This window comes from Pseudomonas sp. Irchel 3H9, from assembly GCF_900187495.1.
GTDB lineage: Bacteria > Pseudomonadota > Gammaproteobacteria > Pseudomonadales > Pseudomonadaceae > Aquipseudomonas > Aquipseudomonas sivasensis.
The window spans coordinates 153406-175485 of record NZ_FYDK01000002.1 but is presented as its reverse complement, the minus strand read 5'-3'; the positions used below and the strand labels follow the sequence as shown (position 1 = coordinate 175485).

Annotated in this window: 15 protein-coding genes; 11 read left to right on the top strand and 4 right to left on the bottom strand. The window is 60.4% G+C overall.

Features of this window, described 5'->3' with window-relative positions:
- Positions 1 to 36 precede the first annotated feature (36 nt).
- Together xthA and CKW32_RS06765 are read left to right on the top strand one after the other, a co-directional pair.
- Entirely contained in the window at positions 37 to 849 is an 813-nt protein-coding gene (gene xthA / locus CKW32_RS06770; protein ID WP_095184409.1) for an exodeoxyribonuclease III, read from the top strand.
- Positions 850 to 991: 142 nt separating this feature from the next.
- Positions 992 to 2326 carry a substrate-binding domain-containing protein gene (locus CKW32_RS06765; RefSeq protein ID WP_095184408.1) on the top strand — a complete coding sequence of 445 codons (1335 nt, stop codon included), beginning with the start codon at positions 992 to 994 and terminating at the stop codon, positions 2324 to 2326.
- Positions 2327 to 2459: 133 nt separating this feature from the next.
- On the opposite strand, the gene CKW32_RS06760 is transcribed toward CKW32_RS06765, so the two are convergent.
- Positions 2460 to 3689, bottom strand: a complete 1230-nt coding sequence (locus CKW32_RS06760; RefSeq protein ID WP_032889822.1) for an acyl-CoA dehydrogenase — start codon at positions 3687 to 3689, stop codon at positions 2460 to 2462.
- Positions 3690 to 3855: 166 nt separating this feature from the next.
- Here CKW32_RS06760 and CKW32_RS06755 point away from each other — a divergent pair, with 166 nt between their 5' ends.
- The 3 genes from CKW32_RS06755 to CKW32_RS06745 all read left to right on the top strand — a co-directional run bounded on the left by CKW32_RS06755 (position 3856) and on the right by CKW32_RS06745 (position 6230).
- Positions 3856 to 4791 carry a LysR family transcriptional regulator gene (locus CKW32_RS06755; RefSeq protein WP_095184407.1) on the top strand — a complete coding sequence of 312 codons (936 nt, stop codon included), beginning with the start codon at positions 3856 to 3858 and terminating at the stop codon, positions 4789 to 4791.
- 115 nt (positions 4792 to 4906) lie between these two features.
- A complete protein-coding gene (locus tag CKW32_RS06750; RefSeq protein WP_032889825.1) occupies positions 4907 to 5299 on the top strand; it encodes a MerR family DNA-binding transcriptional regulator in 393 nt (130 codons plus the stop codon).
- A gap of 16 nt (positions 5300 to 5315) precedes the next feature.
- A complete protein-coding gene (locus tag CKW32_RS06745) occupies positions 5316 to 6230 on the top strand; it encodes a hydroxymethylglutaryl-CoA lyase (protein WP_032889827.1) in 915 nt (304 codons plus the stop codon).
- Positions 6231 to 6779: 549 nt separating this feature from the next.
- Here CKW32_RS06745 and CKW32_RS06740 read toward each other — a convergent pair.
- Both CKW32_RS06740 and CKW32_RS06735 read right to left on the bottom strand, forming a co-directional pair.
- A complete protein-coding gene (locus CKW32_RS06740; RefSeq protein WP_095184406.1) occupies positions 6780 to 11942 on the bottom strand; it encodes an NEL-type E3 ubiquitin ligase domain-containing protein in 5163 nt (1720 codons plus the stop codon).
- 81 nt (positions 11943 to 12023) lie between these two features.
- The gene (locus CKW32_RS06735; RefSeq protein ID WP_095184405.1) at positions 12024 to 13658 is read right to left on the bottom strand and encodes an AMP-binding protein; all 1635 of its coding nucleotides are present in this window, start codon (positions 13656 to 13658) and stop codon (positions 12024 to 12026) included.
- Between the two features lie 151 nt (positions 13659 to 13809).
- Between CKW32_RS06735 and CKW32_RS06730 the strand changes: the two genes are divergently transcribed.
- Genes CKW32_RS06730 through CKW32_RS06715 form a run of 4 tightly spaced genes read left to right on the top strand, consistent with a single transcriptional unit; the run spans position 13810 to position 19335 of the window.
- The gene (locus CKW32_RS06730; RefSeq protein ID WP_032889830.1) at positions 13810 to 14973 is read left to right on the top strand and encodes an isovaleryl-CoA dehydrogenase; all 1164 of its coding nucleotides are present in this window, start codon (positions 13810 to 13812) and stop codon (positions 14971 to 14973) included.
- Positions 14974 to 14984: 11 nt separating this feature from the next.
- Complete coding sequence (locus CKW32_RS06725) at positions 14985 to 16592, top strand: carboxyl transferase domain-containing protein (RefSeq protein ID WP_095184404.1); 1608 nt, start codon at positions 14985 to 14987, stop codon at positions 16590 to 16592.
- A gap of 14 nt (positions 16593 to 16606) precedes the next feature.
- The gene (locus CKW32_RS06720) at positions 16607 to 17413 is read left to right on the top strand and encodes a gamma-carboxygeranoyl-CoA hydratase (protein ID WP_032889834.1); all 807 of its coding nucleotides are present in this window, start codon (positions 16607 to 16609) and stop codon (positions 17411 to 17413) included.
- The gene (locus tag CKW32_RS06715) at positions 17410 to 19335 is read left to right on the top strand and encodes an acetyl/propionyl/methylcrotonyl-CoA carboxylase subunit alpha (protein WP_095184403.1); all 1926 of its coding nucleotides are present in this window, start codon (positions 17410 to 17412) and stop codon (positions 19333 to 19335) included. Before CKW32_RS06720 ends, CKW32_RS06715 begins: the two co-directional genes overlap by 4 nt.
- On the opposite strand, the gene CKW32_RS06710 is transcribed toward CKW32_RS06715, so the two are convergent.
- Positions 19332 to 19967: a LexA family transcriptional regulator gene (locus CKW32_RS06710; protein WP_095184402.1), complete on the bottom strand. Its 636-nt coding sequence runs from the start codon at positions 19965 to 19967 to the stop codon at positions 19332 to 19334. The genes CKW32_RS06715 and CKW32_RS06710 overlap by 4 nt on opposite strands.
- A gap of 131 nt (positions 19968 to 20098) precedes the next feature.
- Between CKW32_RS06710 and CKW32_RS06705 the strand changes: the two genes are divergently transcribed.
- Positions 20099 to 20449 (top strand): DUF6124 family protein, encoded by a 351-nt coding sequence (locus CKW32_RS06705; protein ID WP_032889839.1) that lies wholly within the window; start codon positions 20099 to 20101, stop codon positions 20447 to 20449.
- Between the two features lie 462 nt (positions 20450 to 20911).
- On the top strand, positions 20912 to 22063 hold the full coding sequence (locus CKW32_RS06695; protein WP_032889844.1) for a M14-type cytosolic carboxypeptidase: 1152 nt from the start codon (positions 20912 to 20914) through the stop codon (positions 22061 to 22063).
- The last annotated feature ends 17 nt before the right edge of the window (positions 22064 to 22080 follow it).

Sequence of the window (22080 nt, the reverse complement as noted above, 5' to 3'; positions counted from 1 at the left end):
CTAGCATCGCCCTTTTGCCAGACTGGACCGCCGACCATGAAAATCGTCTCCTTCAATATCAACGGGCTGCGCGCCCGCCCCCATCAGCTGGCGGCGCTGATTGAAAAGCATCAACCCGATGTAATCGGCCTGCAGGAAACCAAGGTCCACGACGACCAGTTTCCTCTGGCCGAAGTACAAGCACTGGGCTATCACGTTTACTACCACGGCCAAAAAGGCCACTACGGCGTGGCGCTGCTTTCGCGTCAGCCTGCGTTGAGCCTTCACAAAGGCTTTGCCAGTGACGAAGAAGACGCCCAGCGTCGTTTTATCTGGGGCACCTTCGCCGATGAAAACGGCAACCCGGTGACCATCATGAACGGCTATTTCCCACAGGGTGAAAGCCGCGACCATCCAACCAAATTCCCCGCCAAGCAGCGCTTTTACGAAGACCTGCAACAGTTGTTGGAAAGCCAGTTCAGCAACGATCAGGCGCTGGTGGTGATGGGCGATGTGAATATTTCCCCGGAAGACTGCGACATCGGCATCGGCGCCGACAACGCCAAGCGCTGGCTGAAAACTGGCAAGTGCAGTTTCCTGCCCGAAGAGCGCGAATGGATGGCCCGCCTGAAAAACTGGGGCCTGGTGGACAGCTTCCGTCACCTCAACCCGGACGTGACCGACCGCTTCAGTTGGTTCGACTACCGCAGCCGCGGCTTTGAAGATGAGCCCAAGCGTGGGCTGCGAATCGACCTGATCATGGCCTCCAACGGTTTGCTGCCACGGGTCAAGGATGCCGGCGTGGATTACGACCTGCGTGGCTTGGAAAAACCGTCGGACCATGCGCCGATCTGGCTTGAACTGAGCTGATCCCCCTGACTGTACTCGGGTCAAATGTGGGAGAAGGGGCAAGCCCCCTCCCACACTTTTGATCATTTGAGTGCCAGTCACATTATTGAAATCCTACTGACTTAATCTCGCGGCACTCCCTTTGGCTTGAGAAGGTGCCGGCATGATGCTGCGCGTTCTGTTCCTGTTGTGTTGCGCGTTTTCCCTCTCCGTTGTGGCTGCCCCCCTACCCGTTCCCGATCAAGGCCCGGCTTTGCGCATCCAGGGTTCCAACACCATTGGCGCGGCGCTGGCCCCGGCATTGGCCAAGGGTTTGATGGAGCATCAAGGGTTGCAGAACGTGCACAGCGAACCTGCCGAGGGTGCCAATGAACAGCGCGTGATCGGCAAGACACGCCAGGGCAAAACGGTGACTATCGACGTCGCAGCCCACGGTTCCAGCACAGGCTTTGCCGCCCTGAAGAAAACCAGCGCCGACCTTGCGGCCTCGTCCCGACCGATCAAGGACAGCGAACTGGTAGACCTTGAACCGCTTGGTGACTTGAAAAGCCCCGACGCCGAACACGTGATCGCCATCGATGGCCTGGCAATCATCCTCAACCCACAGAACCCGCTGAATACCCTGAATACCGAGCAACTGGCGCAGATCTTTAACGGTGAGATCAGCACTTGGGAGGCTCTGGGCGGCATCGGCGGCGCGATTCATATCTACGCCCGCGATGACCAGTCGGGCACCTACGACACCTTCAAGGAATTGGTGTTGCGCCTGCGCGCCAAGCCCCTGGTTTCTTCGGCCAAGCGTTTCGAGTCCAGCGAGGCATTGTCCGATGCGGTGAGCCAGGACCCTCAGGGCATCGGTTTTATTGGGCTGCCCTACGTGCGCCACGCCAAGGCCGTGGCGATTGTGGATGGCGACTCGCAACCGATGTTGCCGCTCAACAGCCTGATCGCCACCGAGGATTACCCGCTGTCGCGCCGATTGTTCTTTTACCTGCCGCCCACCGCCCATAACCCGTGGGCCAAGGCGCTGGTGGACTTTGCCCAGAGCAGCAAAGGCCAGGCGATTGTGGCGGCCAGTGGGTTTATTGCGCAGCAGGTGCAGGCCATGGCCGTGGAACCGCGCCCGACAATGCCGGATGACTATCAAGCCATCGCTCGGGACGCTCAGCGCTTGACCGTGAATTTTCGTTTCGAAGAAGGCAGCGCCAGCCTGGATAACAAGGCGCGCCAGGATGTGCAGCGGGTGGTGGCGTATCTCAAGGGTCACGACAAGCTGGACAAAAAGGTGACGCTGGTGGGATTCGGCGATACCAAGAACGATCCGCAGCGGGCGGCGCTGCTGTCTAAATTGCGGGCGATGGCGGTGCGACGGGAGTTGGTCAAGAGCGGCGTAGTACTGCGAGATATTCGCGGGTTTGGTGCGCAGATGCCGGTGGCGGCGAATACGGCGGATGAGGGGCGGATCAAAAATCGGCGGGTGGAGGTTTGGGCGTACTGAGGACTGCCGGATCTTCAGTGCCTGATCCTGCCTCATCGGGGGCAAGCCCCCTCCCACAGGTGACCGCGTATCTCCAGTAGGAATACTGTCGAATGTGGGAGGGTGCTCGCCCCCGATTGCAGCCGACGCCGTATTACTGCCCGCTGCGCATCAACTCTTTAGGCACATATTTGCCGATTTCAAACTTGCCGATTGCAGCGCGGTGCACTTCGTCCGGGCCGTCGGCCAGGCGCAGTGTGCGTTGCATCGCGTACATGTAGGCCAGCGGGAAGTCGTTGGAGACGCCTGCGCCGCCGTGGATCTGGATCGCGCGGTCGATGACCTTCAGCGCTACGTTTGGCGCCACCACCTTGATTTGCGCAATTTCGCTTTTCGCCACTTTGTTGCCCGCGGTGTCCATCATGTACGCCGCTTTCAGGGTCAGCAGGCGCGCCATATCGATCTCCATCCGTGAGTCGGCGATCTTGTCGATATTGCCGCCCAAGCGTGCCAACGGTTTACCGAACGCCGTACGGCTGACCGCGCGTTTGCACATCAACTCCAGCGCACGTTCGGCCATGCCAATGGAGCGCATGCAGTGGTGGATACGGCCTGGGCCAAGACGACCTTGGGCAATTTCAAAGCCGCGGCCTTCGCCAAGCAGTACGTTCTCATAGGGCACACGCACGTTGTCGAACAGCACTTCGGCGTGGCCGTGAGGCGCGTCGTCGTAGCCGAACACCGGCAGCGGGCGCACGATTTTCACACCGGGGGTGTCCACCGGCACCAGGATCATCGAGTGCTGCTGATGGCGTGGCGCGTCGGGGTTGCTCAGGCCCATGAAAATCAGGATCTTGCAGCGCGGGTCGCAGGCGCCGGAGGTCCACCATTTCTTGCCATTGATCACCCACTCGTCGCCCTGGCGTTCGGCGCGGGCGGCCATGTTGGTGGCGTCCGACGAGGCGACGTCCGGTTCGGTCATGGCGAAGGCCGAGCGAATCTCGCCGCGCAACAGCGGTTCGAGCCAGCGTTGTTTCTGCTCTTCGTTGGCGTAGCGCACCAGTACTTCCATGTTGCCGGTATCCGGTGCCGAGCAGTTGAACGGCTCCGGGCCCAGCAGTGAACGGCCCATGATTTCGGCCAGCGGCGCATATTCGAGGTTGGTCAGGCCGGCGCCCAGTTCGGACTCGGGCAGGAACAGGTTCCACAGGCCTTCGGCTTTAGCCTTGGCTTTCAACTCTTCCATGATGGCGGTGGGCTGCCAGCGGTCGCCTTCGCTGACCTGGCGTTCGAACACCGGCTCGGCCGGGTAAACGTAAGCATCCATAAACGCGGTGACGCGTTCACGCAGTTCCTGAACCTTGGGCGAATAGGCGAAATCCATGAGCAGCTCCCTTCTTTGAGAGGTTGTTTAGGTCATGCAATCGATGCTAGAACAGCGCTCATAATTTACCTAGCCTATTCTCGGCGTGTATTAACATTCATCACCGATATATGATCGGCGTCTCAGCACGCAACAAATCGCCACCTAACAATAAGAGCGCAACCCAATGAATCTGAGCAAGGTCGACCTCAACCTCTTTATCGTCTTCGACGCGATCTACACCGAAGCCAACCTGACCCGCGCCGGTCAGATCGTCGGCATCACCCAGCCGGCGGTGTCCAACGCCCTGGCACGCCTGCGCGAGACCTTCAACGACCCGCTGTTTGTACGCACCGCTCAGGGCATGGTGCCCACGCCGATGGCGCAGAACATCATCGGCCCGGTGCGTAATGCACTGTCGTTGCTGCGAGTGTCGGTACAGGAAAGCCGTATCTTCAATCCGCAACAGGCGGCCAAGACCTACCGCATCAGCATGACCGACCTCACCGAAGCGGTGATTCTGCCGGCGCTGTTCCAGCGCCTGCGCCGTCTGGCGCCGACGGTAGTGATCGAAAGTTTCCTGTCCAAGCGCCGCGAAACCACCAAGGAACTGGCTGCCGGGCGCCTGGATTTTGCTGTGGATGCGCCGCTCAACACCGACCCGCAAGTGCGCCACGTCAAGCTGATGGAAGACCGCTACGTGTGCGCCATGCGCAAGGGCCACCCGATGGCGGGCAAGGACAAGCTGACCCTCGACGATTACCTGGGGCTGACCCATATCCACATCTCCAGCCGCCGCAACGGCCTGGGCCATGTCGACCTGGCCTTGGGCAAGATGGGCCTGCAACGCAAGATCGCCCTGCGCTCCCAGCATTACCTGATGGCCTCGCAAGTGCTGCAGCAGACCGACATGGTGATGACCGTGCCCGAACGCTTCGCACGGCGCCATGAGTTGCACTGGGTCAACCTGCCGGTCAACGATGTGCCTCCGGTGGAAACGCACCTGTACTGGCACGAAAGCACCGACCAGGATCCGGCCAACCGCTGGATGCGTGAGCAGATGATCGAGTTGTGCCAGCAGGTTACGGCCCATGAGAAGAAGCTGGACAAACAACAAGCCTGAGGTTGAAGCGCGCACCTTGTGGGAGGGGGCTTGCCCCCTATGGTCAGCGAAGCTGGCCTTGACGTTTACGTCAACCTGCCATTAGCTTAGCGCCAGGACCTTCTTGAGCGCCGCCATGAGCATCACCTACAGCATCTCCGACCTCGCCCGCGAGCTCGACATCACCACTCGCGCCATTCGCTTCTATGAAGAACAAGGCCTGCTGACCCCGGAGCGCCGGGGCCAGGAACGCATCTATTCGGCACGGGACAAGGTCAGCCTCAAGCTGATCCTGCGCGGCAAACGCATCGGTTTTTCCCTGGCCGAATGCCGCGAGCTCATCGAACTCTACGACCCCAGCAGCGGCAACCACATCCAGCTCAACAGCATGCTGGCTAAGATCGCAGAGCGCCGCGAGCAGCTTGAGCAACAGTTGCTGGATATCGAACAGATGAAACTGGAACTGGACACCGCCGAAGAGCGCTGCACCCAGGCCCTCGCGCACACCATGAGCCAGGCTGGCCATTGATCAGAAGGTAACTGCCATGTCCCACCCATCAAATCCACTCCCCTCCCATGTGCGCCTGGTCGAAGTCGGTCCGCGCGATGGGCTGCAGAACGAAGCCCAACCCATCAGCGTGGCCGACAAGGTGCAACTGGTGGACGCCCTCAGCGCGGCGGGTTTGAGCTACATCGAAGTTGGCAGTTTCGTCTCGCCCAAGTGGGTACCGCAGATGGCCGGTTCGGCCGAGGTATTTGCGCAGATCCAGCGTAAGCCCGGCGTGACCTATGGCGCACTGGCACCGAACCTGCGGGGTTTTGAGGATGCGCTGGCGGCCGGGGTGAAAGAAGTCGCGGTGTTTGCGGCAGCGTCCGAGGCGTTTTCCCAACGCAATATCAACTGTTCCATCAGTGAAAGCCTGGAACGCTTTGCGCCGATCATGGCTGCAGCCCGGCAACATGGCATCAGCGTGCGCGGCTATGTGTCCTGCGTGTTGGGTTGTCCTTACGAAGGCGAGATTGCGCCAGAGCAAGTTGCCGCAGTCGCGCGGGAGTTGTATGCCATGGGCTGCTACGAGGTTTCCCTGGGCGACACCATCGGCACCGGCACGGCAGGCTCTACCCGGCGACTGTTCGATGTCGTCGGTGCGCAGGTGCCACGGGACAAACTGGCGGGCCACTTCCATGACACCTACGGCCAGGCGGTCGCCAACATCTATGCCAGTCTGCTAGAAGGGATCAGTGTGTTCGACAGCTCTATCGCGGGCCTCGGCGGCTGCCCTTACGCCAAGGGCGCCAGCGGTAACGTTGCCACTGAAGACGTGGTCTACCTGCTCAACGGCCTGGGGATCGACACCGGCATCGACCTGCAAGCATTGATTGCCGCAGGCCTGCAAATCAGTCAGGTCCTAGGCCGCCCTACGGGTTCGCGGGTGGCCAAGGTCCGTAATGCCGTTTGAGTAGAGCAGCCGTGACAATGTGTTACCGCACGACTACACATCGAGTAACACGGGAACATATTTTGTCGAACTTTGCGTAAGCCAAATCCGAACAAAAAACTAACATGCTGATTTTAAAGGCTTTTTAAAAGTTGGCACGGCTTCTGCTATCTCTATGGCATAACAAGAATAAAAAGCGCCAAACCTAATAAAAATAAGACGAAACGACTCTGACATAACAAAAACAACACGGCAGAGACGCAGCTAACAGATTTTTTTGGAGAAGATGTGCTTCGCAGGGTACGGCTCGCCGAAACCCGCAACCGGTTAGAGAAAAATAAAACTACCTCAGGTAGCTACCCACTGGTTGGATCGGTCACGAAGAAGCAGGTCAGCGCTCAAAAAAATACGTTTGCTCTTGACCCCGCATGGGGGTCGCTAAAAACAGCGGTAAAGGGTCACGGCTACCAAAAACAACAACAGGCCGCCCTTCAATAATAAAAAAGAGCACGCAACGACAAATTAAAGGGGACCCTCGGGTCCCCTTTGTGCTTTCTGCACATGGCCTTTTCAGACCTCTGTCCCCTGCTCAGCGGCGGCGTTGTTGAGCACCGACCGCGTCAGCGTGCGCATGGCCTGTTCTTCTTGCTCCCACTGCGCCACGCGCAGCAGGTTGAACTGCTCGATATAAAACGCACTTTGCATCGAACCATTCACCAGAATCTCTTCCCTGGGCTTACCCAGCACAGTCATCAGGTTATCGACCAATTCGGTGTGTGTTGCCTGCCACTGCGCCCTGTCCTGCGCGCTATCCTCCAGCGCCTGCCAGTCCGAGACCGCTTCGAGCGCCTCGCCCTTGGCCCGGTTCAGCGCGGTACCGGGCGCCGTCAAGGCCTCAAGCTCCTGAGGGTAGCGAGTGCGCAAGTGCTGTTGCCAGAAACGCCGCTCGGCAAAAAACGCTGACTCATCCGCAACAATCCGCTCATTCGCGAGCACCTGCGTATAGGCCTGGTCGAGTGCTGCCGGGCTTACATTGGCTTGCTGGGGAAACAACATGCCGCGGGATTTGACGGGCAGGTCCAGCCGGTCCGCCAGACCGACCCGATAGGCCAGGATGACTTCGACCTGCTCGGTAAACCCAGGCCCTCGCGCCTCGACGTCCCGTTGCGCAAGGGTGTCCACCAGATGCAGGCGAAACAGTTTTTTCGCCGTGCTGATCAGTGCGCCCTCCGCGTGCGCATCCCCCGCTTGTGCCAGGGCCCTTGCGCCGATCAGTTCCCTTTCAAGGTTCATGAACTCCACCGTGGTGCCATCGCCACAGGTGACTCGATCATCTGCGGTGCTGAAGAGCGTTTCGCGGATGTCTTGGCTTTGCTGTGCTGCTTCCAGCATGTCCCACACCCGCGCCGCCAGGGCTGCACGAGTGTTGGGTGAGGCATATTCGGCGCTGCGTGTGGTGTCGGCCAGTACCGTGAAGAACGGCGCCGAGTCAGCACTGGCACTCAGGTCATCCCACAGGATCCCGCGCTCAGCCTGCAGCGCCGTCGGTGTATCGGCCAGCCAGAGTACCCGCGCTTCGTCGGCGGTGACATGGTCTGCCCATTGCGCCTGATTCACCGGAAACTCACCGGGAAGGCGCACCCGGGTAGCCTCCGAAAAGGGGTTGTCATGCACAGAGATCCGTTCCAGATGCTGGAACGCGTACTCCGGCAGTGTCGTGAGCCGATTGGTATACAGGTCGATCCGCGCCAGTTGAGTCAGTTGCTCGACGCCCGCCGGGAAACGAGTGGTCCCGGTATCGCTCAGATACAGCTGGTTCAGACTGCGCATGTTGCGCACGTCGGCGGTCCATCCAAGGTTGCGATTGCCGGAGAGGTTTAGAATCTTGAGGCCATGCATGGCTTCCAGGCGCGCTCGGCTTTGCTCGGTCAGGCGGATATCGTTGCGGCTCAGGTTGAGCTTGGTCAGCCCAACGCCCGCGTTGGCGAACTCCGGCAGTTGAGTGAGGTTGTTCTCACGCATGTCCAGCCAGCGCAAACCGCCGAAGGACTGCAGAAACGGCAGGGAGCTGTCCGACAGCCCCATGCGCCGTAAAGTCAGGCGGCCCACGTGGTCCATATTGGCACTGAGCTGCGGAAGCTCGTCGATGACTTCACCAGACAGGTCCAGGACATGCCCGATAGACGTGCCATCCGCCGCGAACGCCGTAGCCGACTCGCGCTGCCAGGCGTATCGCACGGTCGCGCTGACCCGACGCCTGGCGCTGCGGTAACCGGGCTCACCTTGTTGCTGCCAGGCGACCAATTCCCGGTCAAGCTGTGCGAACTCTTGTTCAAGCTGATTGAGCCTGGCCACCAGCGCCGCACTGCCACGGCCTTGCAACCCCAGCATCTCGACCACCGCCTCAATGGATTTCGACGGGTACAGCATCATTGCTTTCATCACGCACACCGAGGGCCATTGCTGCGCGCCACCCACCGGGCTGAGCGGGTAGCCGATGCGCCCGTCGGCCAGGCGCATGGGCGACTTGAACCCCGGCTTGATCGCTTGCAGGCGCAGGGCTTGGCGGCTCGCCTGTTCGCTCAACGGCTGAGTGGTGATCTGTGCCTTCAAGGTCGGCGTCGATTCGCGTATTCGCGGCATGTCGAGGCCCTGATCCTCAGTGGCCACCAGTAGCGCGCTGTAGAACGCGTCTTTATCGGCACGATGGTACGAAGCCACCTGCGGTTCGCGGTACACCGCCCATTCCTTCATGCTGACGCGCACAAGACGCCGCTGTCGCGGGGCGTCCGCACGGCCTATGCGGTCCAGCACCGGCCCGTCATAGGTGCCTGCACGCAACTCGATGCCGACACCGTCGAGGCGGCCGGGCAGCGCCGCCAGCTTGTGCAGCGCCAGGTGTACGCCATCCATGGTCAATTCACTGTCAAACAGCATGTCGGTATGCGCACGCATGACCCGTGCTTTTTGCAGGTAACAACGAGCCTCTTCGGCCAGACGCAGGGGCAACCGGGATGTGCTGTCCAGGTGCACCAACTCCTCGGGGCTGGCGTGGTTGGCCAGCTCCTCGGCGGCAAGCCGGGGCAGTCCGGGGAAGCTGTCCTGGATCAGCTGTGCATGAGTATTGCTGGGCCTATCACCGGCCAAAACCTCCTCGCGGTACAGCTTGCCCCGGGTGTTCTTCGCCACCTCCAGCAACCGGTCACGGTACCTGAGTGCTCTCGCCTCGGGCGTACGCTGCGCGGGCATCATAAGCTGCGCCTTTGCCTCCAAGTCTTCTCGGCTTGCCGGCCGGGGAATGGGATCGCCTTCCTCGTCCGTCAGCCCACCAAAATCCAGGCGAGTACGGAGATCGTGCAGCACGGCCTCTTCGTCGAGCAGTTGACGGATTTCAGGCTCACTCAATTGTTTGAGAAAAGCTGGCAGCAACATGCCACTGTCGGTCTGCTCGGCATCAAGCTTCACCACCTGGCTGCGTGTCCTGACCCGGTCAGAACGCCAGGTCAGATTGCCTTCGGCATCAAAGATCACCAGCACCCTGGATTTTGGCCACAGGCCGTTGTCCACCAGCAATTTCAATTGCAAGGTCGCGTCGACCCGGCCGAACACCTGCGGATCATTGCTGCTCAACTGGTCGATAAACGCCTGGTGCTTGCCCGCCAACTCAAAGCGCCGCAGGGTTTCGCTGAATATCGGTGGCGGCAGTTGCTGCTCGACATAGATACGGCGCAGTTCATCATCGGACACCCCGCTGATCAGCCGAAGCTGCTCCAACTGGTCATCGCTCAGGCGCTCGACACGGGGGCCCATACGGCGCAACAAGGTTGTGCGATCCCAACTCAAAGGCTGTTCAAACTCGTGCACCCACGCGCCTTCGCCGTTATGCCGGATACGTGGTGCATAGCGCGTGTCACCTTCGGGATGGATCAATGTGAAGGCATTGCGGCCCCGTGCGGCCTGGACTTCATAGTGGCCGCCACCTGCAGCCGGCAAGTACAGGCGCCCCTCGTGGGGATAGAGTCCATCGGACTGCGGTACAAGACCGGCCGGCAATGTAACCTGATGCTTGTAGGCACCCGGACTGAAGTCATACAGACGCGGTCGCCCGCCCATCTGGACATGCACCAACCGTCTGACCAACGCGGTGTCCTTCAACACCGTCAGCGCCTTGGGGACCGCCAGCCCCGCCACATTCAGCGCCACCGCCGAGAGATGCGCCCAGGCCTGGTGCGTGTCGCCGTCGGACCATGACTCAAGGCCCTCACACACCTCGCGAGCCATCTGTATCGCTCCCACCACCAGCATCACTTCACCGAGCACCGGCACCACGAACGCCGCCAGATTAAGAATATCCAGGGCCTTGCTGCCCCAGGACCAGAGCCAGGCATTGTAGGTTCGCGTAGTGATGTCGTCGGTCGAGACCGCGCCGGCACTGGCGTTGTTCATGATCGAACGCACGCGCTGCAGCGCGCTGTCGTACCACACGTCTTTCCAGACCTTGCCGTAGTCCCCCTGGCGCTGGACCGGCGTTCTCTTGTTTGCATCAAAATTATCGCTGATGCGGTACCCATCCTCAGGGTCAAGCAACATTTTAAGCTTGGCAAAAAAATCATTCTGCTCGGCCAGTGGCACAAATTGGCTGAAGAACGTGCGGTACTGTGCGCGGCACAGGCGTAGGGTCAGTGCTTCGGTGAAAGCGCCCACGTTGTCATAGGCCTTTAGCGGATAAAGCGGATCGCCGGGGATGTAAACCATGCACGGCCGAGGCACGATCTCGGAGTTGACCAGGTACTGCTCCATCACCCGCGGGCCGATGATCAGGATGCTGTCCAGCTCCAGCCCCAGCAGCCGAAATCGACAGAACGCGACATCATCACCCGCCCATTTGCGTCCAACCGGGTCGATCAGGATCTGTTTGATCAGCGCATGCTGAGACGGGTCGATATCCGCCTTCATCAAGGCGATCTCAGCGGCCAGTTCCAGTTGGTTTCGATGGCTGGTGATCAGCGTGCTGTAGAGTTTTCCGGGCGGCGCGCCTGGCACTGCGTTTATGTGTGCATTGATCGTGGCACGCACGTGTTCGAAGTATGACTTGCCCAGGTCAAGCTCCCGGCACAACTGGGCAAAACGATAGGCGTCAATGTCCAGTTTTTGCGCCTGGACACTCCACACAGAATGAATGACGCGTACGCGGTAGCTGTGAAAGTTGTAACAGGTGATCAGGTGGCAATCACCGCACACCGGTGCGGTGGCCTCACTCGCAGTGAAGTTATTCAGCGCCGCTTCAAGCAGGCTCTGGCCTTTATAGAAATAAAACTCGGGCGCCAGTGCATGCTCGCTGTCGGGTTCCAACTCAGCGGGTCCGGGGTTGCATGTAGTGTTCGCCATCTTGCGCGCATAGAACACCTGGCGAACGTCCAGGCGTTTACCGAACGTTTTCTCGATGGCGGCAACCAGTAATGGCTCGGCGTAGTCCGCCGGATTTTGCAGCGAACCAAGCAACTGATCGAGCTGGTTCAGCGAGCGCCGACTGCGCTCGTGAACCTTCTTGAGCCGCTCCTTGGCTGGCGCTTGCGCCTGTTTGTACCAATCCGGGATACGCAGGCCCACGGCGGTCAGTTCGGTTTTACGCGCGTCTACTGCGTCGGTGTACCACCCGGGCGTGTTGTCGCGGATTACCGTGACGTGAGGGCCCTGATCCTCCTCAATGTCAGGTGTGGCTGGGTCTGTCATGTGCATCGCCTTCAGATAGCGGAATATCCCGCCACTCTAGGCAATGGGCCCCATACCGAAGCGGTAGCCATGCACCGCGTTTCAGGCGTCGCCCTGCAGCTCCTGGAGACTGATTTCGCGCATCCTGAACTTCTGGATCTTACCCGTCACCGTCATCGGGAACTCCTCCACAAACTTGAAATGCCGAGGCGTCTTGAAGTGCGCTATGCGGTCCTTGCACCACGCCTGCAACTCCAGCGCATTGGCCACATGGCCAGGGTGGAACTTGATCCAGGCGACAATTTCTTCGCCGTAGCGCGCATCGGGAATGCCGATGATCTGCACGTCAGCCACTGCCGGATGGGTGAAGAAGAACTCTTCCAGCTCCCGTGGGTACACGTTTTCGCCGCCGCGAATGATCATGTCCTTGTTGCGCCCGGCAATGCACACGTAACCGTGTTCATCCATGCTGGCCAGGTCGCCGGTGTGCATCCAACCGGCGTCGTCAATGGCCTCTCGGGTGCCTTCGGGGTTGTTCCAGTAGCCGAGCATCACGCTGTAGCCACGGGTGCACAGTTCGCCGATCTGGCCGCGTGCAACGGTGTTGCCCGCCTCGTCGATGATCTTGTTTTCCAGTTGCGGCTGGGTGCGACCGACAGTGGTCACGCGGCGTTCCAGGTCGTCATTGGCGCCGGTCTGCAGCGACACCGGGCTGGTTTCGGTCATGCCGTAGGCAATCTGTACTTCGCCCATGTGCAGTTCGCTGATGACCCGGCGCATCACTTCGATGGGGCACGTGGCGCCGGCCATGATGCCGGTGCGCAGGGTGGACAGGTCAAAGTCCGCGCGGCCCGGATGATCGAGCATGGCGATGAACATGGTGGGCACGCCATACAAGCCGGTGGCGCGCTCTTGGGCGACGGCGGTGAGGGTCAGCAGCGGGTCAAAGCCGTCATTGGGGTAGATCATGGTGGTGCCGTGAGTTATGCAGCCCAGGTTGCCCATCACCATGCCGAAACAGTGGTACAGCGGCACCGGGATCACCAGACGATCCTGCGCGGTGAGGCCCAGGCTTTCGCCGACCATGTAACCATTATTGAGTATGTTGTGATGGCTGAGGGTGGCGCCTTTGGGGAAACCGGTGGTGCCGGAGGTGTATTGAATGTTGACCGGTTGATCGAAGTGCAGGCTGGCCTGGCGCGCGTGAAGTTGCTCGAGCGCAACGCTGGCGCCGAGGTTCGCCAGTTGCGACCAAGGCATAAACCCCGCGGGCGGCTCGGGGTGAAGGCTGATCAGGCCGCGCAGGTCGGGGTTCAGTTCCTGCAACATAGCGTGGTAATCGGAGGTCTTGAACGAACCGGCACACACCAGCCATTGGCAGCCGGATTGCTTGAGCACGTAGGCAAGCTCGCTGCTGCGATACGCCGGGTTGATGTTGACCAGGATCACGCCGAGCTTGGCGCTGGCGATCTGGCTGATGCACCACTCCGCGCAATTGGGCGCCCAGATGCCCAGGCGATCGCCGGTCTGCATGCCCAATGCGAGGAACGCGCGGGCATGCAGTTCAACCGTCTCGGCCAATTGCTGCCAGGTATAACGACGTTGCTGATGAAGCACTACCAGCGCTTCGCCCTGCGGGTATTGCGCGACGGTGCGATCGAAGGCCTGGCCAATGGTCATGGCCAACAAGGCCTTGTCCTGAGCGCCACGGCTATAGCTCGGCTGCGGTTGATCCATAACGACCCCTGTTGTCTTTTTTGTAGGTTGACGTAAACGTAAACTACGATTGACAGCACCACAACGCAAGCTTACGTTAACGTAAAGGTGAGCGCCCTCCTCTGATGAGCCCTCCATACAACAACAACGCTGATATTTAAGGTGCCTGTCCATGAGTTACCCGTCCCTGAACTTCGCCCTCGGTGAAACCATCGACATGCTGCGCGACCAGGTGCAGTCCTTCGTGGCCAAGGAGATCGCGCCTCGCGCGGCTCAGATCGACAGTGACAACCTGTTCCCCGCCGACCTGTGGCGCAAGTTCGGTGACATGGGCCTGCTGGGCATTACCGTGGCCGAAGAATACGGCGGCGCCGGCCTGGGTTACCTGGCCCATGTGGTGGCCATGGAGGAGATCAGCCGTGGCTCGGCGTCTGTAGCGCTGTCCTACGGCGCACACTCGAACCTGTGCGTGAACCAGATCAACCGCAACGGTAATCACGAACAGAAACTCAAATACCTGCCCCAACTGATCAGTGGCGAACACGTCGGCGCTCTGGCCATGAGCGAGCCGAACGCCGGGTCAGATGTGGTCTCTATGAAACTGCGCGCCGACAAGCGCGGCGACCGCTACGTGCTCAACGGCAGCAAGACTTGGATCACCAATGGTCCCGACGCCAACACCTACGTGATTTATGCCAAGACCGACCTGGAAAAAGGCCCTCACGGCATCACTGCGTTTATCGTCGAGCGCGACTGGAAGGGCTTCAGCCGCAGCAGCAAATTCGACAAGCTGGGTATGCGCGGCTCCAACACCTGCGAACTGTTTTTCGATGACGTCGAAGTGCCCGAGGAAAACATCCTCGGGGTGCTCAACGGCGGCGTAAAAGTACTGATGAGCGGCCTCGATTACGAGCGTGTGGTGCTGTCCGGCGGCCCTACCGGGATCATGCAGGCCTGCATGGACCTGATCGTTCCCTACATCCACGACCGCAAGCAGTTCGGCCAGAGCATCGGCGAATTCCAGCTGATCCAGGGCAAGGTCGCCGACATGTACACCCAACTCAACGCCAGCCGCGCCTACCTCTACGCCGTGGCCCAGGCCTGCGAGCGCGGCGAAACCACGCGAAAGGACGCGGCCGGGGTGATCCTCTACAGCGCCGAACGCGCCACGCAAATGGCCCTGGACGCGATCCAGATTCTCGGCGGCAACGGCTACATCAATGAATTCCCCGCCGGCCGCCTGCTGCGCGACGCCAAACTGTATGAAATCGGCGCCGGCACCAGTGAGATTCGGCGGATGCTGATCGGTCGTGAACTCTTCAACGAAACTCGCTGAAGGAGCGCCCCATGGCCACCTTGCACACTCAACTCAACCCGCGTTCGGCGGAGTTTGCCGTCAACAGCGCGGCGATGCGCCAACAGGTCGACGCCCTGCACACCTTGCTCGCCCATGTGCAACAAGGCGGCGGCGCCAAGGCGCAGGAGCGGCACACCTCACGTGGCAAATTGCTGCCCCGTGAGCGCATCAATCGCCTGCTCGATCCGGGCTCGCCGTTCCTTGAACTCAGCCAATTGGCCGCCCATCAGGTGTACGGCGAAGACGTGCCTGCAGCCGGGGTAATCGCCGGGATCGGTCGCGTGGAAGGCGTCGAATGCATGATCGTCGCCAACGACGCAACGGTGAAAGGCGGTTCGTATTACCCACTGACCGTGAAAAAGCACCTGCGCGCCCAGACCATCGCCGAGCAGAACCGCCTGCCGTGTATCTACCTGGTGGACTCCGGCGGCGCCAACCTGCCGCGCCAGGATGAAGTATTCCCCGACCGCGAGCACTTCGGGCGGATCTTCTTCAACCAGGCCAATATGAGCGCCCAAGGCATCCCACAGATTGCGGTAGTGATGGGCTCGTGCACAGCCGGTGGCGCCTATGTACCCGCCATGGCGGACGAAGCGATCATGGTGCGCCAGCAGGCCACCATCTTCCTTGCCGGCCCACCGCTGGTAAAAGCCGCCACGGGTGAAGTGGTCAGCGCTGAAGACCTCGGTGGGGCCGATGTGCACTGCAAGATATCCGGCGTGGCCGACCACTATGCCGACAGCGACGAACACGCCCTGGCCCTGGCCCGACGCAGTGTGGCCAACCTCAATTGGCGCAAGCAGGGCCAGTTGGTGCAACGCGCGCCAGTGGCGCCGTTGTACAGCAGCGATGAGCTGTACGGCGTGATCCCGGCGGATGCCAAGCAGCCATTCGATGTGCGCGAAGTGATCGCACGGTTGGTGGACGGTTCGGTGTTCGATGAATTCAAGGCGCTGTTCGGCACAACACTGGTGTGCGGTTTCGCGCACTTGCACGGCTACCCGATTGCGATCCTGGCCAACAACGGGATTCTGTTTGCCGAGGCGGCGCAAAAAGGCGCGCACTTTATCGAATTGGCCTGCCAGCGCGGGATTCCACTGCTGTTTTTGCAGAACATCACCGGCTTTATGGTCGGCCAGAAATACGAAGCCGGCGGCATCGCAAAGCATGGCGCCAAGCTGGTCACCGCCGTGGCCTGCGCCAAGGTGCCGAAGTTCACGGTGATCATCGGCGGCAGTTTCGGCGCCGGTAACTACGGCATGTGCGGCCGCGCCTACGACCCGCGTTTTTTGTGGATGTGGCCCAACGCACGCATCGGGGTCATGGGCGCCGAGCAGGCCGCCGGCGTGTTGGTGCAGGTCAAGCGTGAGCAGGCCGAGCGTGCGGGCAATGCATTCAGTGCTGAAGAAGAGGCCGCGATCAAGCAGCCGATCCTCGATCAGTACGAAACCCAGGGCCACCCCTACTACTCCAGCGCGCGCCTGTGGGACGACGGTGTAATCGATCCGCAGCAGACCCGCGAGGTGCTCGCCCTTGCGCTGTCCGCCTCCCTGAACGCCCCTATCGAGCCGAGCCGCTTCGGCGTGTTCCGCATGTAATCGGAGCTGTACCCATGAGCGATTTCAACACCCTCGAACTGATCACCGACAGCCGTGGCTTCGCCACCCTGTGGCTCAGTCGTGAAGCCAAGAACAACGCGTTCAATGCCGAAATGATCCGCGAATTGATCATTGCTCTCGACCAGGTGCAAGGCGACCCAACCCTGCGTTTTTTGGTGCTGCGCGGACGCGGCAAGCACTTCAGTGCCGGCGCGGACCTGGCCTGGATGCAGCAGTCAGCCGAGTTGGATTACCACACCAACCTCGACGACGCCCGCGAACTGGCAGAGCTGATGTACAACCTGGCCAAGCTGAAAATCCCGACCTTGGCCGTGGTGCAAGGCGCAGCCTACGGTGGCGCCCTCGGATTGATCAGTTGCTGCGACATGGCGATCGGCGCCGATGACGCGCAGTTCTGCCTGTCGGAAGTGCGCATTGGTCTGGCGCCGGCGGTGATCAGTCCGTTCGTGGTGCAGGCCATCGGCGAACGCGCGGCGCGCCGGTATGCTCTGACGGCCGAACGCTTTGGTGGCCAACGTGCGCGAGACATCGGTTTGCTGGCCGAAAGCTACCCGGCCGGTGAGCTGGATACCCAGGTCGAGCAGTGGATTGCCAACCTGTTGCAAAACAGCCCGGCAGCGATGCGCGCGAGTAAAGATCTGCTGCGTGAAGTGGGCAACGGCGCCCTCACCCCAGCACTGCGCCGCTACTGCGAAAACGCAATTGCACGGATTCGCGTCAGTGCCGAGGGGCAGGAAGGATTGAGGGCGTTCCTGCAAAAAAGGTCACCGAGCTGGCAATCCCAGGAGCCGCGCCCATGAGTACACTGACGACCCTGCTGGTAGCCAACCGAGGTGAGATTGCCTGCCGGGTGATGCGCACCGCCAAAGCAATGGGCCTGACAACCGTGGCCGTGCACAGCGCCATCGACCGCGATGCGCGGCACAGTCGCGAGGCGGATATTCGCGTGGACCTGGGCGGCAGCAAGGCCACGGAAAGTTACCTGCAAATCGATAAGATCATCGCGGCCGCCCACGCCAGCGGTGCCCAAGGGATTCATCCGGGCTACGGCTTTTTATCGGAAAACGCCGGTTTTGCCCGGGCGATTGAAGCCGCCGGCCTGATCTTCCTCGGCCCGCCCGCCTCGGCCATCGACGCCATGGGTAGCAAATCCGCCGCCAAGGCGCTGATGGAAACCGCTGGTGTGCCGTTGGTGCCGGGTTATCACGGCGAAGCCCAAGACCTGGAAACCTTCCGCGCCGCCTGCGAACGTATTGGTTATCCGGTGCTGCTAAAAGCCACAGCGGGCGGCGGTGGCAAGGGCATGAAGGTGGTTGAGCACGTCGACCAACTCGCCGAAGCATTGGCCTCCGCCCAGCGTGAAGCACTGTCGTCGTTTGGCAACGGCCAGATGCTGGTGGAGAAATACCTGCTCAAGCCGCGCCATGTGGAGATCCAGGTATTTGCCGATCAACAGGGGCACTGCCTCTACCTCAATGAACGCGATTGCTCGATCCAGCGTCGGCACCAGAAGGTCGTCGAGGAAGCGCCAGCGCCGGGGCTGAGTGTTGAACAGCGCAAAGCCATGGGCGAAGCCGCCGTGCGTGCCGCCCAGGCCATCGGCTACGTTGGCGCCGGTACCGTGGAGTTTTTGCTGGATGCGCGCGGCGAGTTCTTCTTTATGGAAATGAACACGCGGCTGCAAGTAGAACACCCGGTGACCGAGGCCATCACCGGCCTGGATCTGGTGGCTTGGCAGATTCGTGTCGCCCAGGGCGAAGCGCTGCCGATCAGCCAGGAACAGGTGCCACTGATCGGCCATGCGATTGAAGTGCGCTTGTATGCCGAGGACCCGGCCAATGACTTCTTGCCCGCCACCGGGCACTTGGCGCTGTACCGCGAATCCGCGTCGGGCCCGGGGCGTCGGGTAGACAGCGGCGTTGGGCAAGGGGACAGCGTTTCGCCGTTCTACGACCCGATGCTCGGCAAGTTGATTGCCTGGGGCGAGGACCGTGAGCAGGCACGCCTGCGATTGCTGGGTATGCTCGATGAGTTTGCCGTCGGCGGGATCAAGACCAACCTGGGCTTCCTGCGGCGCATCATTGGCCATCCCGCATTTGCGGCGGCCGAACTGGATACCGGATTTATTCCGCGTTATCAGGATGAGTTGCTGCCCGTGCCCGGTGAGTTGAGCGATGAATTCTGGCAGGCGGCGGGTTCGGCGTTTATGCAGAGCTTGCCGCCGGGTGAAGGGCCTTGGGCGGACACCCGTGGGTTTCGTGCCGGGCTACCCGCCGAGGTTTCCCTGCATTTGAGCTGTAATGGGCAGGATCGCCGAGTGACAGTGGGCGAAGATGTTCCGCGACTGTGCGGGGAGCACCTGCTGATCGATCATCACGGCGTGCGTCATTCACATCTGGCAGTACGTCGCGAGGGCACCCTGTTCTTGCGTTGGGATGGCGAGATGCATGGCGTGAGCCTGTTCGACCCAATTGCCGCCGTCGAGGCCAACCAGTCTCATCAAGGTGGCCTTACAGCGCCGATGAACGGCAGCATTGTGCGAGTGCTGGTGGAAGTCGGCCAAGCGGTTGAAGCCGGCACGCAATTGGTGGTGCTCGAAGCGATGAAGATGGAGCACAGCATCCGCGCGCCCAAGGCCGGAGTGGTCAAGGCGCTGTTCTGCCAGGAAGGCGAAATGGTTGCCGAAGGTTGCGCGCTGGTGGAACTCGAAACCGCTGATTAGAACTTCGCCGTGGCCTGCACGACGACGCCAAGGATGCGGCAATCCTTGGTGAACAGCCGTTTCGGGTAGGTAGGGTTGAGCGGCACCAGGTAGAGCTCGCCGCTCTCTTCCATCAACTGGCGGAAGGTCGCCTGGGGGCTGTCTGCCCATTGGGCGACCACCAGCCTGCCGGGTTGTGCGGCGATTGCGGGATCCACCAGAATCATCATGCCCGCAGCGATGCTCAGGCCACTAAGCGCCGTCATGGCGTCCCCCGTCACGGGCAGCCAAAAGGCATCTCCGTGGGCATGGTAGTCCGACAGCTCGAAGCCCGCGGCGCCATAAGCGGGGCGCTCTTCGCGCACTTCGCACAGGCCCCTCCACTCGCTGACCGGGTAGCGAAAATACGGTGTGTACTGTTTAGCCTGAATGGGGACTTCGTCGGTTTTCTCACGCACCTCCTGCACCACTTCCAGGTAGCCCAGCCCCAACTCTTCCAGGACCCGGTTCATGTCTGCCAGGCTCGGCACGCGCCGCTTGTTGAGCCAATGGCCCACACCGCCCTGGGACATGCCCAAGCGTTCAGCCAGCTCGCCCTGTGTGACCTTGCGGTCTTTCATGTTGGCCTTGACCAACGCTATCCAGTTATCCATGGCGCCAGACAATACGGCAGGTATTTTTCAGGGCAATAAACAGTTTGTAGTAATCCATAAAACGACATAAATACGATACGTACTATTATCAGGCTCAAGGTTTTCGACACCCACACAGAGTACCGCCCCTTATGACAACGAGCCCGTATCTCCTGCCTGAAGCCACCAAGAGTGACGACGTTTACAACCTGCGCAGCAGCGGTGCTGCCCAGAGGGCGCTGGACTTTTACTTGAAAGAAAATATGTCAGCACCCGTCCCGGACGAAGGTTTTTTCACACTCAAACCGGGCATCAGTCAGGAAGAAGCGCTGGTGCACGCCTCAGAGCTGTTGCGCAGCGCCGCCGCTACGGCCTATGAATCGGCGAGCAGCCATCAGGGCAATCAGCGCGACCTGGCGTTTTCAGTGGTGTATTTGATTGATATGGCGAAGGCGATGATAGAGCGGTCGCTGCAGGCATCGGAGGCTCAGACGAACGCGTAAGAGGCGCGAAGGAAAATATTTCTATCACAGGGATAAAAACATTTGACTTGCAAATGATAATGATTATTATTGGGCTCAGCTGATCGCGAGATCAGTCGATAAACCAAGGGACCTTAGGTCGGACTCTTGGAATATCTCCTCATCAGGCTAATCACGGTTTTTGACCCGGCTCTTTGGCCGGGTCTTTTTTTTGCCAGTTTCCCTGGCGTGGCTTCAGGCTAATGAAGACTGTGTGTTGCTAGATGGCGCGCATGGTAGCAAAAGACCATCGCCAAAAGAAAGTCAGTCGGGCGCTCTGGCTCAGATCTCTGCGAAATAGCGCTTGAGAATCAATCTCATAGATTTTAAGCTGCGGCGGCGTCACGGACGACGCCCCCCTTCTCGCAACAATTTTGCGTCCAGTCTTTACCAGACTCCTGTGTAATATAGTCGTCACAACACTCATATTCAGGCAACCAGACTATGACCGTGGCCTTGACTTCCATCAAGATCAGCACCGACTTCGACAGTGGCAATATCCAAGTACTCGACGCCAGCGATGCATACCATTTGTTGCTGGCAATTCGACCCGATACCCGCAGCCACCATTTCCAATGGTTCCACTTCAAGGCCGAAGGCATGCACGTGGGCCACACCCACACCTTTCGCCTGAGCAACGCGGGTGGCTCCTCGTATAAGCACGCCTGGAGCGGCTACCACGCTGTCGCGTCTTATGATCACGTCAACTGGTTCCGAGTACCGACTCGCTTCGACGGAGAGATCCTGCACATCAGCCTCGAAACCCGCGAGAAACATGCCTGGTTCGCCTACTTCGAGCCCTACAGCCGTGAACGCCATGATCGGCTGATAGAGCTGGCGCTGAAATACGCCGGCACTCAACTGCTGGCGACCGGTAAAAGCGTCGAAGGCCGCGATATCCAACTGCTGCGCCGTGGCAAAGGCGGCGAAGGCCGTCGCAACATCTGGATCATCGCCCAACAGCACCCCGGCGAACACATGGCCGAATGGTTCATGGAAGGCATCATCGAGCGCCTGCAACAGGACGGCGATGCCGAGATGAAAAAACTCCTGGCCGTTGCCGACCTGTACCTGGTGCCGAACATGAACCCCGACGGTGCCTTCCACGGTCACTTGCGCACCAACGCCATGGGTCAGGACCTCAATCGTGCCTGGCAAAGCGCCAGCCAGGAGATCAGTCCAGAAGTGCTGTTCGTGCAGCAACAGATGGAAGAGTACGGTGTGGACCTGTTCCTCGATATCCACGGTGACGAAGAAATCCCCTACGTGTTCACCGCCGCCTGCGAAGGCAACCCGGGCTATACCCCGCGTATCGAAGCGCTGGAAAAACACTTCCGCCGCCACTTGAGTGCGCTGACCCGAGACTTCCAGACCACACATGGCTACACCCGCGACTTGCCGGGCGAAGCCAATATGACCCTGGCGTGCAATGCAGTCGGCGAAAAATACGACTGCCTGTCCCTGACCCTGGAAATGCCATTCAAGGACAACGACGACGCCCCCAACCCGAAAACCGGTTGGTCGGGTGAGCGGTCCAAGCAATTGGGCAAGGATGTGTTGAGTACCGTGGCCGATATCGTCACGGTCCTGCGCTAACGCCCCTGCCCTCAGCC